The sequence below is a fragment of the Shinella kummerowiae genome (assembly GCF_009827055.1).
Lineage (GTDB): Bacteria > Pseudomonadota > Alphaproteobacteria > Rhizobiales > Rhizobiaceae > Shinella > Shinella kummerowiae.
The window spans coordinates 223,359-240,200 of record NZ_WUMK01000009.1; the positions used below are offsets into that span (position 1 = coordinate 223,359).

A 16,842-nucleotide genomic window follows, 5' to 3' on the forward strand; every position below is an offset into this window, starting at 1 on the left:
CCACCAGCACAGAGCGAGGGAGAGCGAACATGGCACGCACGATCACCGGAACCAATGACGCGGACCGTATCGCCCAGGGCGGCAGCATCAGCAATGTCGAGCTGACCATCCGGGCGCTTGCCGGCAACGACACGATCATCCTCAACCGCACCGACGATTTCGGCGGCCGCAACAGCGTCGATGCGGGCGCCGGCAACGACAGCGTTGTCAACATGAAGGAGGATGGAAATGTCATCCTTCTCGGCGCCGGCAACGATACCTATGTCGGCACGGGCTTCGGCTCCTTCGCAAGCGAGCGCGCCGACCTCGTGCGGGCCGGAGACGGCAACGACAAGATCGTCGTCAGCACCTTCAAGAGCACCTATCTCGGCGAGGCCGGCAACGACCGCTTCTTTTCCGTCGGCCAGCAGAACACCTTCAATGGCGGCAGCGGCGTCGATTCGATCAGCTTCCTGCCGCGTGACGACGATACGGTCCTCGGCGGTTCCGGCGTCGGCATCGACCTGCTGCAAGGGCTCGCCCAGACCGGCGCCAACCGCTTCGAGACGCTGATCAGCATCGAGAACGCGGACGGCACCAATGCCGGCGACGCGCTCTTCGGCTCCAACGTCAAGAACGTGCTCAAGGGCCTTGCCGGCGACGACGCGATTGCCGGCCGCGGCGGCAACGACGTGCTGGTGGGCGGCCTCGGGCACGACCTCCTGCAGGGCGACAGCGGCGCCGACCGCTTCGACTTCAACTTCCGCGCCGAATCGGCCGTCGGTGCCAACCGCGACGTCATCCTCGACTTCAACCACAACCAGGGTGACCGGATCGATGTGCGCGACATCGACGCGAACACCAGCCAGGCTGGCAACCAGGCCTTCACCTTCATCGGCGACAGCAATTTCTCAAGCAGCGCCGGCCAGCTGCGCTTCAAGGACGGCATCGTTTCGGGAGATATCAATGGCGACGGGCGCGCCGACTTCCAGATCGAGGTGCAGGGCGTCGCTGCCTTGGTTGCAAGCGATTTCGTGCTTTAGGACGTCGGTCGTCCGGCCGCCCTGCCCCGCGCGTCAACCTGCGACTTGCGCCCGCATGGCCTTCACCGCCCAGGCGGGCACGATTTCCGTTACGAGCGTGCGTGCGCGCCCACCGGTCGCGACATCGGCGAGCGTCATGCCGGTGCGGACGGACGCCATGACCTGCTGCTTGGTGACGAGATATCCCTGCTCCAGCGGCGGGCTTCGTCGGCCAACACGCTGGAGGAACGGGCGGCGATGGCTGCGCGAGCCGAGGAACCGCGCCGGGCCGGCATTAACCGAAACATGATCGACGATCGCATCGACCCAACCGGTCATCGGCCGGCCACCCGGCTCCAGCAGCAGCAGCCAGTCGCCGCGCGCGGAGCGCACCACGTCCTTGATATCCCAGCTCGTCAGGAAGCGGCAGCCAGCCGCGTCCGCCACCTTGGCGGAACCGTCGCGCGAGCCGTGGTCGAGCACGATCACATCGCGCACGACACCCTCGACAGCGCCCGTGACCAGCGCGGACAATGTCTGCGCCAGTTCCGCCTCGTTGTCCCGGCATTCCATGATGATCGTCAGCATTCTCCTTCAATACCGCAATGCAGCATCGATTTCCACCGCACTGGATCCGGCATCGCGCGGCATGGTTAGGCGGTATGGTTAGCGCCGGGCAGAAATTTGTTCTTGCAATGTTCTCATTCCCGCGATAGGAATATAGTCATCGAACCAGGGGCAAGATTGCTCCGCCGGAGACAGCCATGAACGATCTTGCCGATCTCAGGCAGGGTGCACTAGCGCCCGGCCACACGAAAGACGTTGCCGAAGCGCTGATGGCCCAGACCGGCATGCGCATCGGGGTGGATCGCCGGCGCGGCCGCGGCGCCGGGCTGAATTTCACCGGCCGGTTCGAGCCGGTGACGCGCGAAGGGTTCGACGACGGCTGGCAGACACTGGAGGAATTGCCGCCCTTCCGCACGGAAGTGCAGGTCGAGAAGCCGCGCACCATCATCACCCGCAACGAATCGCCCGATATCCCCTTCGACCGTTCGATCAATCCCTATCGCGGCTGCGAGCACGGCTGCATCTACTGCTTCGCCCGGCCGACCCATGCCTTCATGGGCCTCTCCGCCGGTCTCGATTTCGAGGCGAAGCTGTTCGCCAAGCCGGATGCACCGAAGATGCTCGAACGCGAGCTGTCCAAGCCCGGTTACAAGCCGCGTGTCATTGCCATCGGCACCAATACCGATCCCTACCAGCCGATCGAGAAGGAGTGGCGCATCATGCGCCAGATGCTTGAGGTGCTGGACAAGGCCAATCACCCGGTTTCCATCGTCACCAAGTCGGCGCTGGTCATGCGCGACATCGACATTCTCTCCCGCATGGCGGCGCGCGGCCTCGCCTGGGTCGGCATGTCCGTCACCACGCTCGATCGCAAGCTCGCCCGCACCATGGAACCGCGCGCTGCCACCCCGCCGCGCCGGCTGGAGACGATCCGTGCGCTGTCCGAGGCCGGCATCCCGACCGCCATCATGATGGCGCCGATCATTCCCGGCCTCAACGACCACGAAATCGAGCGAGTGCTGGATTCGGGCAAGGCGGCCGGCGCGCTTGAGGCGAGCTATGTGCTGCTGCGTCTGCCGCTGGAGGTCAGCCCGCTGTTCCGCGACTGGCTGCTGCGCAACTATCCGGATCGCTACCGTCACGTCATGTCGCTGGTGCGCTCCATGCGCGGCGGCAAGGATTACGACGCCGAGTTCGGCAAGCGCATGAAGGGCGCCGGTCCCTATGCCTGGCAGATCGCCCGGCGCTTCGAGATGGCCGGCAAGCGGCTGGGCTTGACCCGTACCCGTCGCAGCCTCGCCAGCGACCAGTTCGTGCCGCCATCAGGCAGCGGGGTGCAACTGTCCCTGCTCTGAAAAGCGCGGCCGGGCGGACTTTGACCGCCCCCGATGCGGCCCATGCCGGGACGACCCATCCCCTGGCAGATGAAGCCAAGGCCCACCTCACTGTCAGGGCTGCGGCAATGATTTGAAATTTCGCGCAATTGCCCCGGCCGGCCGGCTCGGGAAAATGCGCCATCTCTTCCGGTCCGTCTTCCCCGGGCGCACCGGTTGCTCCTCCGGCATCCGCCTCCTGCCGGAGGGCTTGCAGGGAATCGGACGGATGTGCGAGGTTCGCCGCATGTCCCGTGTCGCATCCTCCGATTCCCGCCTTCTTTTCGATCTGCCCGAAGGGCCTGACTTCTCGATGGAGCTGGCTGCCCGCAAGCGCGGCATCTGGCCGGTCGCCGGCACGGACGAGGCCGGCCGCGGGCCGCTTGCCGGTCCCGTGGTGGCGGCGGCGGTGGTGCTCGATCCGGACAACATTCCGGACGGCCTGCATGATTCGAAACAGTTGAGCGCTGCAAAACGCGAATTTCTCTTCACGCTCATTGTGCAATCGGCCTTTGTCTCGGTCGCCTCGAGCTGCTCGCGCCGCATCGACGTCATCGATATCCGCAAGGCGAGCCTCGACGCCATGCGCCGCGCCGTCGCCGGCCTGGAGGTCAAGCCGCACCTCGTGCTCGCCGATGGTCGCGACGTGCCGCCCGGCCTCGCCTGCGAGGGCCGCGCCGTCGTCAAGGGCGACGCCCGCTCCCTGTCCATCGCCGCCGCCTCCATCGTCGCCAAGGTGATGCGCGACCGCATGATGGCCCGTGCCGAAGCCACCTTCCCCGGCTACGGTTTTGCCCTCCATGCCGGCTATGCCACCGAGGTCCATCGCAAGGCCATCGCGGCCATCGGCCCCTGCCGCCTGCACCGCATGAGTTTCCGGCCGCTCAAGCAGGAATGATGGGCAAGGGATCCGCATTGCAAACCAGATAAGTGTGTGCTTATCTGGTTTGCATGATCGAGAACGATATCTTCAAAGCCCTGGCCGATCCGACGCGGCGCACGATCTTCGACAAGCTGGCGAACGGCAGCATGAATGCCAGCGCCTTGCGGGACGGTATGGACATCAGCCAGCCTGCCATGTCCCAGCACCTTGCCGTGCTTCGCGGCGCACGCCTTATACGGGAAGAACGACAGGGGCGCTTTGTGAATTACGAGGTCGATCCGGATGGGCTGGCCCTCATCGCGGGATGGCTGGCGAAGTATCGCGCCTATTGGCCGACCCGGATCGACGCCTTGAAAACCTTGCTGAAGGATATGGATCAATGAGCGACACAGCCTCCAAGAAGCAGGGCAAGGACCTGGTGCTGGAATACGAGCTCGACGCACCGCCCGAAAAAGTCTGGCGGGCGATCAGCATTCCCGCATTCCGCGAGAGATGGTTGCCCGCGGGCAAGCCGACGGAAGCAGCACCCATTCCCACGGCGGCGGAGGGGGAGATCTGCATCGAGATGCGCGACGACGAACCACCCTTCCTTGAAAGCATCGCAACGTTTCAGATCAGGCCGAACAGCCAGGGCGGAACAACGTTGAGAATCGTCCACCGGCTTGTGGACATCCCGGTCGCGCCGACGGTGCCGCCTGCTGCAAACAGCAACGGACTGCGGCTGATGCGCGCCGCCTGACACCACCCGCCTCACCTGCCAAAGCTTGAAAACAGGAGTTCGCCGATGCGCGAAGCGATGCAACTCGTCCCTATGGTCGTTGAACAATCCAGCCGCGGCGAGCGTTCGTTCGACATCTATTCCCGCCTGCTGCGTGAACGCATCATCTTTCTGAACGGCGAAGTGAACGACAGCGTGTCCGCCCTCGTCTGCGCGCAATTGCTATTCCTGGAGGCTGAAAATCCCAAGCGGCCGATCCAGCTCTATATCAATTCGCCCGGCGGCGTCGTCACGAGCGGCCTCGCGATGTACGACACGATGCGCTACATTCAGGCGCCAGTTCACACGCTCTGCATGGGTACCGCCCGTTCGATGGGATCGTTCCTGTTGATGGCAGGCGAGCCAGGTTCACGTGCTGCGTTGCCGAACGCCAACATCCTCATCCATCAACCGTCGGGTGGCTTCCAGGGACGCGCGGCGGACATGCTCATCCATGCCGACGAGATCCTCAGAACCAAGCAGCGCATGACGCGGCTCTACGCCAAACATTGCGGCCGCACCTATGAAGAGTTCGAGCAGGCCATGGATCGCGATCGCTTCATGACCGCCGAGGAGGCGCTGGAATGGGGATTGATCGACCGCATTCTCACCGCGCGCGACATCGGCGCAAGGTATGAGACCGGCACATGAGCGCGGTTCCTGTATCGCCCCAGGATTGAACGGCCTGCGCGACATCTGCGTCGATCTCAAAACAAAAAGGCCGGCATCGCTGCCGGCCTTTTTAAATCATGCGGTCGAAGAGCCTCAGTTGAGGCGGGTCTTCACTTCGCTGATGGCGTTGTCGAACAGGGCCTTGCCGGTGGTGGCATCGGCCTTGGCGGCGATGACCTTTTCGGCGGCAGCGACGGCGAGGTCGACGGCAGCCGCACGAACGGCGTTGATCGCGTCGGCTTCCGCCTGCTTGATCTTCTGCTCGGAGAGTGCCGTGCGGCGGGTGACGTATTCCTCGGTCTTCTGCTTGGCTTCCGCCGTCAGCAGGCTTGCCTCACGCTCAGCGGCGGCGACGATGCTGGCGGCTTCCGCCTCGGCATCCTTGCGCTTACGCTGGTATTCGGCGAGCAGGTGCTGGGCTTCCTCGCGAAGACGCTTGGCTTCCGCCAGCTCGTTCTGGATTTTTTCCGCGCGGGCGTCGAGACCCTTCGCCATCATCGCCGGAACCTTGAGGTAGGCGATGAGGGCCAGGAACAGGATGAGGCCGACAAAGGCATAGAATGTTGCGTCGAATGCCATGGTGCGCTCCTTACTTGCCTGCGGCCGATTTGACGGCCGAAGCGACTTCGGCCTTGGTGACCTTGGCGCCGATCAGCTGTTCGACGACGGCTGCCGTGGTTTCCTCGGCAATCGTGCCGACATCGGCAAGGGCCTTTGCCTTGATCTCGGCGATGCGGGTTTCGGCACCGGCGATCTTGTCCTGCAGCGAGGCTTCGATCTTGGCGCGTTCGGCATCGGCACGGGCCTTGGCTTCGTCGCGGGCCGTCGAGGCGATCGCGTTGCCCTTGGTGCGGGCGCTGGCAAGCTCCTGCTCGTAGGATGCGATTGCCGCATCCGCCTCAGCCTTCAGGCGCGACGCTTCGTCGAGATCCTGGGCGATGCGGTCATGACGGGTTTCGAGAATCCCGCCGATACGCGGAATGACAACCTTCGACATGAGAAGATAGAAAAGACCGAAGGTGATCGCCAGCCACAAGAGCTGCGATGCAAACGTGCTCTGGTCGAACGGCGGGAAGACACCGGAACCGGCTTCTTCGCCATGCGCCACACCCGTTTCGGTGTGCACTTCGCCTGCTGGCTGAGCCGCATGCGTATCCGCAGGGGTCTCATGCGTTGTCGCAGGAGTTTCCGCCTGGGCGATTTCGAAAGGGGTGGACTCGGCCGACGCCAAGGTCACGGACATGCTGACCTCCAGGGGGCATTCTCAGATTGTACTGAACGTACGATGGACCACGGCCCTTGCGGGCCATGGTCCAGTCCTCAGCCGATATTAGACGGCGAAGAGGAGAAGGAGAGCGATGAGCAGCGAGAAGATGCCCAGAGCTTCCGTAACGGCGAAGCCGAATACGAGACGGCCGAACTGGCTGTCAGCAGCAGACGGATTGCGCAGAGCGCCGGACAGGTAGCTGCCGAAGATGTTGCCGAGGCCGAGAGCCGTGCCGGCGAGACCGAACGTGGCAAGACCTGCGCCGATGAACTTTGCTGCTTCCGCTTCCATGTTGAACTCCTTGAATGGGATGTTGCGGCTTATGAGCGACGCCCGAAGGCGCCGACGACTGTTTCCTTAGTGACCACCCGGATGCACGGCATCGTTCAGGTACATGCATGTCAGAACTGCGAAGACATAGGCCTGCAGGAACGACACGAGGAATTCGAGACCGGTCAGGGCGACGGTCATGAAAAGGGGCAGGATCGCACCGGCGACACCGACGGCGCCAAGGGCGCTGAGCGAGGTGACGAAGCCGGCGAAGACCTTGAGCGTGATGTGACCCGCCAGCATGTTGGCGAAGAGACGGATCGAGAGGCTGATCGGACGCGAGAGGAACGAAATGACCTCGATCGTGACAACCAACGGAAGAAGCATGCCCGGAACGCCGGACGGCACGAAGAGCTTCAGGAAGCCGAAGCCGTGCTTGTAGAAACCGTAGACAACCACTGTGCCGATGACGAGCATGGCAAGCGCGAAGGTGACGATGATCTGGCTGGTGACGGTGAAGAAATACGGCACCATGCCGAGCATGTTGGCGGTCAGAACGAACATGAAAAGCGAGAAGACGAACGGGAAGAATTTCATCCCGTGGCTGCCCGCCCCTTCCCGGAGCATCGAAGCGATGAATTCGTAGGACATTTCCGAGACCGACTGCATGCGGCTCGGAACGAGGCCGCGCTGGCCCGTGGTGAAGTAGAGGAAGCCGATGCCGGCTGCCACGGTGGCGACCATGAACAGCGAAGCGTTGGTGAACGAGAAATCGATGCCACCGATTTCGATCGGAACAATCTTGTTGACCAGGAACTGATGGGTCGGATCGTTGGACACCGCTTATCTCTCTCGCTTGCCCGCCTTGCGGCGGAAGTCACCCAATGTCGGACGCACCCTCAGGTGCCATCCTTCGTCTCAGTCGCATCCCGTCCGCTCGCGGCCTTGCCGGGCTCACGGCCGGCCAGCCTGTCGACCGGATGGGGCGATGCCACCATGCCAGCCGCGCGCATGACGTTCAGAACGCCGGCACAGAAGCCAAGAAGCAGAAGAATGATCATCCCCCACGGCCGTGTACCCGCAAAATGGTCCAAAAGATAGCCCAGAAGCGCCCCGACAATGACGGCCGCGACGAACTCGCTCGAGAGCTTCATGGCAACCGCGTAGCCCTTGCGGCTTTCGGATGCCCGTGCCTCGGCGGCTTGCTCCGCCCCGTCGTCCTTGCGCCGTTCCGCGAGTTCCGCGTCCAGGCGTTTCAGCCGCTCTTCCAGACTTTCCTTTTGCTGATCGGTCATGGCACGCTCCTCGCTCGCTTCCCCGCGAAGCTTTCGCCCCATTGCGGACATATTGAAGGCTAGGATTCAAGCCATATCCGACCCCTTTCGAAGTCGGCCGCAACATAGTTTTAGGTGCCAGCATAGTCAAGGCATGGCGAAGCTTTGTGCCTCACCAAATATATTGAGATAAATCAATAAATTAGCAGGATTTCCACTGCGACCGCGGCAGATCGTCCCGGGAATCGGGCATGCCACGGCACAGACTCAGCAAGCCCCCGACAAGCGTCAGGCGAAGGCCGTCAGCTCCAGCCGCCGCCATAGGTGCGGTAGAAGATGTGCTTGCCGATCTTGGCGACGCGCTTCATCGTGCGGCCCCACGGCGGCTTCACATAGGTCGCGTGATAGTGGGTGGAGGATCCGACTTCCTCCAACCAGATCTTGCCAGCGGTGACCGCCATGGCGATCTCCTTGGCCGTCTTCCAGTGCCAGGGCGAGAGAATGAGGTCGGGAATGCGGTCGCAGGCAAAGGAGAACTGGCAGCGGTTGCGCCAGTTTTCATTCTGGTAGACGACACCGCAGATGGTGTTCGGATAGGCGGGATTGCGCACGCGGTTCAGGATAACCTGGGCAACGGCGGCCTGGCCCTTCACTTCCTCGCCGCGCGCCTCGAAGTAGATGCCTTCGGCGAGGCACTTCTGCTCCTTGGCGGTAAAGACCTCGGCCGGCAACGGCGTTGCGGCCCAGGCGTGGTCTTCCGCCGAAATGTCGGGAATGAAACGGCCGAGTTCCTTGTTCGGCTTGAGGATCGAGTCAAACGGTGATTCCCGGGCGTAATCCGGCTCGACCCGCGCGTAGGCGGTCGCCAATACATCGGCCTTGTCGTTGGTGACGAGGTCAGCGATCATCGGCGAGACGCCAGGGTCCTTGCGCACCGGCGTCTTCTTGTAGAACGCCGTGGCGATCTCGATTTCCTTGCCGGCGATCCGCGACTTGGCAAACGCCATGCGCTCACCGCTGTCGAAGGCCGGCGAAAGAAGCGAACTGGTGCGTTCCAGGATCGAGCCGGCCGTGAAATCCTTCGGCGGCAGCACCGGCATGACGGCGACGATGCGGTTCTTCTTGTCGCGGCGGTTGACGCGGGCTTCGTCGGGAATGCCGCCCTTCCCCTTGTGTTCACTGCGCAGTGCCGCGGTGACGCCGCCCGGCAGTTCGACCCCTGCCCCGCTTTCCACGCCGCCGGTGGTCATCGCATCGGCAAACTCGATCTCGACTTCGTGCACGGAGCCGGCCGGCGAGCGGGTCAGCACCATGGTCTGGTTGCCGCCCTTGCGGTTGAGCCCGGCGAGATAGGTGGCAAGGTCCGTATGGGCCGCCTGGGTGGGAAAGCTGGCGACGAGGCCAAGGCCAAGCGCGAGCGGGATTTTCCATTCCCGCGGGAATTTCCCGCGCAAGTCCGCTGCACATTTCTGCTGGACCTGCTTCAAGAACTCGAGGAAGCGGCCTGCCCCTGCATGACGAATGCTACGCTTACGCAACTGTCTACTCCGCACGCATGCGCAGGCCACGCCGCCGATGGACGATCGGCGTGTTTTCCTGCCCGGAAATGGTCGTATGGGAGCCCCGCCGCGCCGAAGCACGGGCCCGAAGCGGCTCGTTGTCAGGGTAAAATGAAGCATTAACCTTGATGCTTGGTTAATGCTGATAAACGGCTTTGGGGGAGATCATCACCTCCCCTTCACGTTTTTGTCAGGTGCCGGCCACTAGATCACGACATGCGAGCCGAGTTCGACCACGCGGTTGGTGGGTAGGCGGAAATAGTCGGAGGGGTCGGTCGCGAGGTTGGCAAGGCCGATGAACAGCCGGTCCTGCCACATCGGCATGCCGGATTGCGCATCCGGCACCAGCTTGCGCCGACCGAGATAGAACGAGGTCGACATGATGTCGAACTTGTGCCCCGCCTTGCGCATCTGGCCGAGCACCTGGGAGACGTTCTGCGTCTCCATGAAGCCGAAATGCATTTCGATGCGCGAGAAGCGCTCGGAAATCTTCTCGACCTTGAAGCGCTCGGCGCGCGCCACACGCGGCGTGTTGTTCGTCTTGACCGTCAGGATGAAATTCTTCTCGTGCAGCACATGATTGTGCTTGAGATTGTGCAGCAGGGCGGCGGGCGCGAAATCCGGATCGCTGGTCAGGAAGATCGCCGTGCCGGGAACCTGCACCGGCGCGTGGGCGCTCTGTCTCTCCACCGATTTCACGAAGGCCGGCAGCGGCACCTCGATGCGGCGCGTCTTGTCGCGCAGGATGCGCGTGCCGCGCGTCCAGGTCCACATCACGATGACGACGCCGGCGGCGATCATCACCGGCACATAGCCGCCGTCATGCACCTTGAGCAGGTTCGCGCCGAGGAAGGTGAGTTCCAGCAGGAAGAGCGGCAGCAGCACGGCGGTGGCGGCAAGTTTCGTCCAGCGCCAGCGCTTGCGCAGGAATTCGAAGGCGAGCACGGTCGTCACGACCATCGCGCCGGTGACCGAGATGCCGTAGGCGGTCGCGAGCGCCTCGGACGACCCGAAGATGAAGACGAGCGCCATCACCCCAAAGAGCAGGACGGAATTGACGCCCGGCAAGTAGATCTGCCCGGTCTGGGTTTCCGACGTGTGGTAGATTTCCATGCGCGGCAGGAAGCCGAGATGGATGGCCTGGCGCGTCAGCGAGAAGGCGCCGGTGATGACGGCCTGGCTGGCGATGATGGTGGCGGCGGTCGCGAGGATGACGACGGGCAGCAGCGCCCATTTCGGGAACATCAGGAAGAACGGATTTTCGATCGTCTCGGGATGCGCCAGCACCAGCGCGCCCTGCCCCAGATAGTTCAGCGTCAGCGCCGGGAAGACCAGACAGAACCAGGCCCACTGAATGGGCCGGCGGCCGAAATGGCCGAGATCGGCATAGAGCGCTTCCGCGCCGGTGACCGTGAGGAACACCGCGCCGAGCACGACAAGGCCGACATAACCTTCGGTGATCATGAAAAGCACGGCGTAATAGGGATTGAAGGCGGCGAGGATGCCGAGATCGTCGCTGATATGGTTGAGGCCGGCAACACCCATGACGATGAACCAGACCGCCGTGATCGGGCCAAAAAACTTCGACACGGCGGCGGTGCCCCAGGATTGCACGGCAAACAGCATGACGAGAATGACCACCGAAATCGGCACGACATAGTCGGCGAGCGTCGGTGTCACCAACTTGAGGCCTTCGACGGCGGACAGAACGGAGAGTGCCGGCGTGATCATCGCATCGCCGATGAAGAGCGCGGCCCCGACCGCTCCCATGAAGAACAGCACGGTGGCGCGGCGCCCCGCCGTCTTCGCCAGCAGGGCCAGCAGCGAGAGCGTGCCGCCCTCGCCGTGGTTGTCGGCGCGCAGCAGGAAGAGCACATATTTGAGCGTGACGATGATCGTCAGCGTCCAGATCATCAGCGAGATCAGGCCGACGACCTCCATGCGCGAAACGCCGTCAGCCGCAACAGGGCGCAAGGCCTCGCGGAAAGCATAGAGCGGGCTGGTGCCGATATCGCCATAGACGACGCCGACGGAGCCGAGGGCAAGAACAAACAGCGTGCGCGCCCTGCTGCGGGAATGCGGCGCGTGACCGGCGTGTGACTGCATGGGGCGCGATCAGGCTCTAGAGCCAGCCTTTCCAGCGGAAGAAGAAGAACGGGAGAATTGCCGACAGGACCATCGCGACCAGCGTCAGCGGGTAGGCGGCGGCCACGCGCAGTTCCGGCATGAACTCGAAATTCATGCCGTAGGTCGAGGCGATCAGCGTCGGCGGAAGCAGCACGACGGAAGCGATCGAAAAGATCTTGATGATGGCGTTCTGCTCAAGATTGATCAGGCCCAGCGAGGCATCGAGCAGGAAGGTGATGTTGCCGGCGACGAAATTGGCGTGTTCGGAGAGCGACTGCACGTCGCGCGTCACCGAGCGGCAGCGTTCCAGGCTCTCGCGGTCGGATTGCAGGGCGGGAAGCCCGTGCAGGAAGGTCAGCACGCGCGAGAGCGACATCAGGCTGTCGCGCGTCTTGGCAAGCAGGCGGTGCAGTGCCGAGACCTGGATGATCCGGTCTTCGAGGTAGCGCGGCGGACGGCGGGAAAGGTGACGTTTGTCGCCGAACACCTCCAGAGACAGCGTGTCGGCCCGCGACACCGCGGTTTCGAGGATTTCCGCCGTGCGGTCCGCGATGGTTTCCATCAGTCGCGTGATCATCACAGTCGGCGAGGAACAGCCGCCCGGAATACGGTGCATGGCGCTTTTGAAGAGCGAGAACGAACGTGGCTCGGCATAGCGCACCGTCAGAAGCTTGCTCGACGTCAGAATGAAGGCGACGTCTGTCAGGTGGGGCAGATCGCTTTCCGCCTTTACCATCAGCGAAGCGGTCATATAGGCCGCATTGCCCTCCGTATAGAGACGGCTGGAGGGCTCGATGTCCTTCAATTCGTCGCGCGTCGGCACTTCGATCGACAGGATACGCTCGATGAGCGCTTCCTCGTCCCGCGTGGGCTCGAGCATATCGACCCAGACCGCGCCGGAGAGTGCGTCGGCGGCAGCGGAATCGCTGTCTGTGGGCAGGGCGCAGGCCTCGCCATTGGGACGGAAAACGGTGATCACCGGCGAATGGCTCCGGAACGGACCATCGCTCACACTCCTGGTTAAACGCCATCCCTCTGCGGATGGCCGCGCATATTGCGCGGCGCAACATAAAAATCAAGCGCAGGCCTCGAACGCCCCGCGGAGCGCAGGAGCGTCTATTCGAAGACGATGGCCGGCGCCTCCCGCGTGCCCTTGCCCCGCACGACTTCCAGTTCCTGCCAGACCCGCGTGGCGATCGCACGATAGGTTTTGGCCGCCGCACCCTCCGGGTTCGAAACGACGACGGGCGTGCCGGCATCCGAGGTCTCGCGGATATCCATGGTCAGCGGCACCTCGCCAAGGAACGGCACGCCGATGCGCTCGGCTTCCTTGCGCGCACCGCCATGGCCGAAAATATCGTAGCGGTTGCCGGTGTCGGGCGCGATGAAATAGCTCATGTTCTCGACGATGCCGAGCACCGGCACTTCGACCTTGCTGAACATGTTGAGGCCCTTGCGCGCGTCGATCAGCGCCAGGTCCTGCGGGGTCGAGACGATGACGGCGCCGGCGAGCGGCACCTGCTGGGCCATGGTGAGCTGGGCGTCGCCCGTGCCCGGCGGCATGTCGACGACGAGCACGTCGAGATCACCCCAGGCGACCTCGCGCAGCATCTGCATCAGCGCCGACTGGATCATCGGGCCGCGCCAGATCATCGCCACTTCCTCATCGACGAGGAAGCCCATCGACATGACCTTGATGCCGTAATTCTCCATCGGCTTGATCATGCGACCTTCGAGCTGCTGCGGCCGGCCGGTGATTTTCAGGAGCCGCGGCATGGAGGGGCCGTAGATATCGGCGTCGAGGATGCCGACGCGCAGACCGTTCGCCTTCAGCGCCAGCGCCAGGTTGACGGATGTCGTCGACTTGCCGACGCCGCCCTTGCCGGAGGCGACCGCGATGATGGCACCGACGCCCGGAATGCCGGATTTCGTGCGCTGCTGCGGCTGCGCGGGGGCGGCGTGGGCGTGGCCCGCGTGCGAATGCCCCGCATGGGAATGCGCAGCCTCGCCGCGACCGGGCGGCGGCGGTGCGGGCGAGCGGGCGGCCGCGGGACCGGTGGCGGCGCGCTTGTCAGCCGTCAGCGCCACCATGGCGGCCTTGATGCCGGGAATGTCCTTGACGACACGCTCGGCGGCCGCCCGCAACGGATCCAGCTCACGGGCGCGTTCGGCCGGCACGGTGATCGAGAAGTAAGCCTTGCCGTCGGAAATAAAGACGTCGGAGACGAGACCGAGATCGACGATGTTGCCGTCCATGTCCGGGCCGCGCACCGTGCGCAGCCGTTCCAGCACCTGTTCCTTGCTTACATCCGTCATGAAACCCTCGATAGCCGTTCGCGGCGTCTGGTCGCCGCCGTCTCCCGTAGATAGTGCACGGAAAGGCCGTCGCCAAACGAATTTACCGGCGACGGAAGACCTCGGCTTTGCGGCAGGTTGCCTCAGTCCATGACGGCGGACGCAAAGCGCTTCAGGCGATCAGCCCGCGGCGGATCGCCTTGACCACGGCCTGGGTGCGGTTGACCGCCTCCAGCTTGCGGGTGACCTGGTTCAGGTAGTGGTTCACCGTATGCTCGGAAAGACCGAGGATTTCGGCAATCTCCAGGCTGGTCTTGCCCGCAGCCGTCCAGCTCAGGCACTGGATCTCGCGCTCCGTGAGCACCACCTGGCCCGACTTCCACGCGGCACCGATTTCGGCGAGCCGGTTGAAAAGGTGCACGGAGATCATCTGCAGCATCAGCCGGTCGTCACGCGCCAGCGACGGGCTTTCGCCACCCCAGACGATGGCGCCGCGATTGCCGAGCGCATCGTGCACCGGAAAGAAGTGGCCGACGAGCATGCCATGGGTGTTCATCAGGTCGAGCAATTCGGTGAAATCCGACTGTTCGGACGAATCGCCGATCCACTCGCGCATGTCGTAGGAGAACGGCACCGTTGTCAGCCGCAGTTTGCGGATCCCGGCGCTCTGGCGCACCATGCGCAACGCATCGTATTTGGCGAGAACTTCCTGCGGCCAGTTGCTGACGATGGAATAGGCCGACAGTTTTTCGGCCTCGAAACCCGGCAGGTTGAAAACAATGAAGTATTTAAGCCCGTATTCCTCGCACTTGCGCCGCATATAGCGCACGATGTCGAACTGCGTTTCGAGCGCGGCGATCTCGACGCCCTCGTCCTGCAGCTGATGTTCTGTGCTGCTTGTTTCGTCAGCCGTCATGATTCCCCGCAATTTTGTTTTTCGCCTTGGGCAATTGGAGCGGTACTGAACGCATTCCAGAAGGTCGCAAGGTTTTTTTATGCATCAGTTCAAAAGTCCGGCGCGAATCGCCTTCACGACCGCCTGGACCCGGTTGACGGCATCAAGCTTGCGCGTCGCCCGGTTGAGATAATGATTGACCGTATATTCCGACAGACCGAGAATTTCCGACATTTCAACGCTCGTCTTGCCGGCCGATGCCCAGGACAGGCACTCGGTCTCGCGGCGCGAAAGCGTCACGTTCTGGCGGCGCCCGGCACGCAGATCCACCACCTCAGTGAAGATCTCGTTGGCGAGCGCGTTGAGTTCGGCCATCTCGCGCGGATTGAGCACGTCGCGTGTGCCGCCGAAGGCGAGCGCGCCGCGCAGACCTGCCGAATTGTGCGCGGGGAAATAGGCCCCGCGCGACAGGCCGTGCCGGTCGAACAGGTTTGCCGCGATCGCCGCCTTGCCATCCGGCCGGCGGCGGTTCGTGCCGTCGGCGTCATAAGTAAAGGGGTTCGTGCTCTGGCGCAGGCGACTGATGACGGGGCTGCCGAAAATCAGACCGGCATCGTCATAGGTTTCAAGCATCTCATCCGGCCAGGACGTCAGAAGGACGTTGGACGAGAAATCGGTCGAGGTTTCGGACGGAATATTGATCAGCAGATAGCCATGGAGGCCAAAGCGCTTGGCGATGCCGTTGAGTTTTTCGGCAACGTCTTCCTCCGACCCCAAGGCCGGCGGGGTTGTTCCCCACCGATGCTGGAATTGCGCAGACGTCGTATGGAATCGATCCGCCATATCCGTTCTTCCTTCAGCACGCACGCGACCGTGCGGCAAAATAACATGCCGACACAATGCACTGCTTGCCTCAGGAACCCCCGTATCCCAATGCAAGTATGTTCGATGAACCGCGCCTCAAGACCGCGGAAAGCGACGCAACTCAAGAGCCGGTCGTGACGGAAGCTACTGGTGCCCCTTTCCCACGTCCAGCGCGATTTTCTAATTTACCGTAAAATGGGGCAAGAAGACAACCACTCGATCATTTACGTACCTCATTATCGACTTACCGTTGCGGACCGAGCCTTGCTGCGAGTTCCGCCATGATGGCGCCGGCCGCCTGGCGGACACGCGGCGCCCAGTCGTCAAGCTCTGTTTGTCCAACACGATAGGCGGGGCCCGTCACGGAAACGCCCGCGACGAGCGAACGTTTGGCATCGAAAACCGGTGCTGCGACACAGCGTATGCCGGGTTCGTGCTCTTCCCGGTCAAAGGCGATTCCGCTTCGGCGAATCTCCCCCAGTTCGGCGAGGAGCTGGGTTCGCCCGGTGATCGTCTGCGGCGTGAAGCGCCGGAACTCGGTGACCTTCAAGACCGCCTCCAGGGCCTCGGAATCGAGCACGGAGAGCGCTGCCTTGCCGACGCCCGTGCAATAGGCGGGCGAGGCGTTGCCGACCTGCGAATTCATGCGCACCGCCTGCCGGCTTTCCACCTTGTCGAGATAGATGATCTCGCGTCCGCGCAGCACGCCGAGATGCACGGTCTCGCCGGTCTCCCTGTGCAGAACATCGAGAAAGGGGGCTGCGACGGCGCGGAATTCATTGCGCGCCCAACTGGCCGAGGCGAGCTTGAGAAGGCGCAGGCCCGGCACATAGGCGTGGTCGGGACGCAGTTCCAGAAGGCCTTCCTGCACGAGGTGGGACAGTTGGCGATGCAGCGTGCCGCGCGGCTGGCCGCTGACGGCAAGCACATCGGTGAAGCGCATGGGCCGGTCGGCGAGCGCCACCGTCTCCAGCACGTCCATCGCCTTGCCGAGCGTGCCGGTGCCCGAACCGCCCTCTTCCGCCGTCGCCATTGTCG

Annotated in this window: 19 protein-coding genes; 6 read left to right on the forward strand and 13 right to left on the reverse strand. The window is 63.3% G+C overall.

Annotated features, from left to right (window positions below):
* Window positions 1-29: 29 nt before the first annotated feature.
* Entirely contained in the window at window positions 30-1,022 is a 993-nt protein-coding gene (locus GR138_RS23240; RefSeq protein WP_160861639.1) for a calcium-binding protein, read from the forward strand.
* A gap of 33 nt (window positions 1,023-1,055) precedes the next feature.
* On the opposite strand, the gene GR138_RS23245 is transcribed toward GR138_RS23240, so the two are convergent.
* Complete coding sequence (locus tag GR138_RS23245) at window positions 1,056-1,589, reverse strand: glycosyltransferase family protein (protein ID WP_160861640.1); 534 nt, start codon at window positions 1,587-1,589, stop codon at window positions 1,056-1,058.
* 176 nt (window positions 1,590-1,765) lie between these two features.
* On the opposite strand from GR138_RS23245, the gene GR138_RS23250 reads away from it, so the two are divergent.
* From GR138_RS23250 to GR138_RS23270, 5 genes are all read left to right on the forward strand, one after another.
* The gene (locus tag GR138_RS23250; protein WP_160861641.1) at window positions 1,766-2,923 is read left to right on the forward strand and encodes a PA0069 family radical SAM protein; all 1,158 of its coding nucleotides are present in this window, start codon (window positions 1,766-1,768) and stop codon (window positions 2,921-2,923) included.
* 247 nt (window positions 2,924-3,170) lie between these two features.
* The gene (locus GR138_RS23255) at window positions 3,171-3,839 is read left to right on the forward strand and encodes a ribonuclease HII (protein WP_160861642.1); all 669 of its coding nucleotides are present in this window, start codon (window positions 3,171-3,173) and stop codon (window positions 3,837-3,839) included.
* A gap of 53 nt (window positions 3,840-3,892) precedes the next feature.
* Window positions 3,893-4,207 carry an ArsR/SmtB family transcription factor gene (locus GR138_RS23260; RefSeq protein WP_160861643.1) on the forward strand — a complete coding sequence of 105 codons (315 nt, stop codon included), beginning with the start codon at window positions 3,893-3,895 and terminating at the stop codon, window positions 4,205-4,207.
* Window positions 4,204-4,563, forward strand: coding sequence for an SRPBCC family protein (locus GR138_RS23265; RefSeq protein WP_160861644.1), 360 nt, complete (start codon window positions 4,204-4,206; stop codon window positions 4,561-4,563). Before GR138_RS23260 ends, GR138_RS23265 begins: the two co-directional genes overlap by 4 nt.
* A gap of 45 nt (window positions 4,564-4,608) precedes the next feature.
* A complete protein-coding gene (locus GR138_RS23270) occupies window positions 4,609-5,232 on the forward strand; it encodes an ATP-dependent Clp protease proteolytic subunit (protein ID WP_160861645.1) in 624 nt (207 codons plus the stop codon).
* Window positions 5,233-5,346: 114 nt separating this feature from the next.
* Here GR138_RS23270 and GR138_RS23275 read toward each other — a convergent pair whose 3' ends face one another.
* The 12 genes from GR138_RS23275 to GR138_RS23330 all read right to left on the reverse strand — a co-directional run bounded on the left by GR138_RS23275 (window position 5,347) and on the right by GR138_RS23330 (window position 16,837).
* Complete coding sequence (locus GR138_RS23275) at window positions 5,347-5,832, reverse strand: F0F1 ATP synthase subunit B (RefSeq protein WP_160861646.1); 486 nt, start codon at window positions 5,830-5,832, stop codon at window positions 5,347-5,349.
* 10 nt (window positions 5,833-5,842) lie between these two features.
* On the reverse strand, window positions 5,843-6,496 hold the full coding sequence (locus tag GR138_RS23280; RefSeq protein WP_160861647.1) for a F0F1 ATP synthase subunit B: 654 nt from the start codon (window positions 6,494-6,496) through the stop codon (window positions 5,843-5,845).
* Window positions 6,497-6,583: 87 nt separating this feature from the next.
* Window positions 6,584-6,811, reverse strand: coding sequence for a F0F1 ATP synthase subunit C (locus GR138_RS23285; protein WP_160861648.1), 228 nt, complete (start codon window positions 6,809-6,811; stop codon window positions 6,584-6,586).
* A gap of 66 nt (window positions 6,812-6,877) precedes the next feature.
* On the reverse strand, window positions 6,878-7,630 hold the full coding sequence (locus GR138_RS23290) for a F0F1 ATP synthase subunit A (protein WP_160861649.1): 753 nt from the start codon (window positions 7,628-7,630) through the stop codon (window positions 6,878-6,880).
* 59 nt (window positions 7,631-7,689) lie between these two features.
* Window positions 7,690-8,085 (reverse strand): AtpZ/AtpI family protein, encoded by a 396-nt coding sequence (locus tag GR138_RS23295; protein WP_160861650.1) that lies wholly within the window; start codon window positions 8,083-8,085, stop codon window positions 7,690-7,692.
* A 281-nt stretch (window positions 8,086-8,366) separates the two neighbouring features.
* Window positions 8,367-9,518: a cell wall hydrolase gene (locus GR138_RS23300; protein ID WP_246200658.1), complete on the reverse strand. Its 1,152-nt coding sequence runs from the start codon at window positions 9,516-9,518 to the stop codon at window positions 8,367-8,369.
* A gap of 309 nt (window positions 9,519-9,827) precedes the next feature.
* Complete coding sequence (locus GR138_RS23305) at window positions 9,828-11,729, reverse strand: potassium transporter Kup (protein ID WP_160861652.1); 1,902 nt, start codon at window positions 11,727-11,729, stop codon at window positions 9,828-9,830.
* 16 nt (window positions 11,730-11,745) lie between these two features.
* Window positions 11,746-12,729 carry a CorA family divalent cation transporter gene (locus tag GR138_RS23310; RefSeq protein WP_160861653.1) on the reverse strand — a complete coding sequence of 328 codons (984 nt, stop codon included), beginning with the start codon at window positions 12,727-12,729 and terminating at the stop codon, window positions 11,746-11,748.
* Between the two features lie 137 nt (window positions 12,730-12,866).
* Entirely contained in the window at window positions 12,867-14,066 is a 1,200-nt protein-coding gene (gene apbC, locus GR138_RS23315) for an iron-sulfur cluster carrier protein ApbC (RefSeq protein ID WP_160861654.1), read from the reverse strand.
* Between the two features lie 151 nt (window positions 14,067-14,217).
* Complete coding sequence (locus tag GR138_RS23320) at window positions 14,218-14,961, reverse strand: helix-turn-helix transcriptional regulator (RefSeq protein ID WP_160861655.1); 744 nt, start codon at window positions 14,959-14,961, stop codon at window positions 14,218-14,220.
* Window positions 14,962-15,045: 84 nt separating this feature from the next.
* On the reverse strand, window positions 15,046-15,783 hold the full coding sequence (locus GR138_RS23325; protein WP_160861656.1) for a helix-turn-helix transcriptional regulator: 738 nt from the start codon (window positions 15,781-15,783) through the stop codon (window positions 15,046-15,048).
* A gap of 265 nt (window positions 15,784-16,048) precedes the next feature.
* The gene (locus GR138_RS23330; protein WP_202402793.1) at window positions 16,049-16,837 is read right to left on the reverse strand and encodes an IclR family transcriptional regulator; all 789 of its coding nucleotides are present in this window, start codon (window positions 16,835-16,837) and stop codon (window positions 16,049-16,051) included.
* Between the last annotated feature and the right edge of the window lie 5 nt (window positions 16,838-16,842).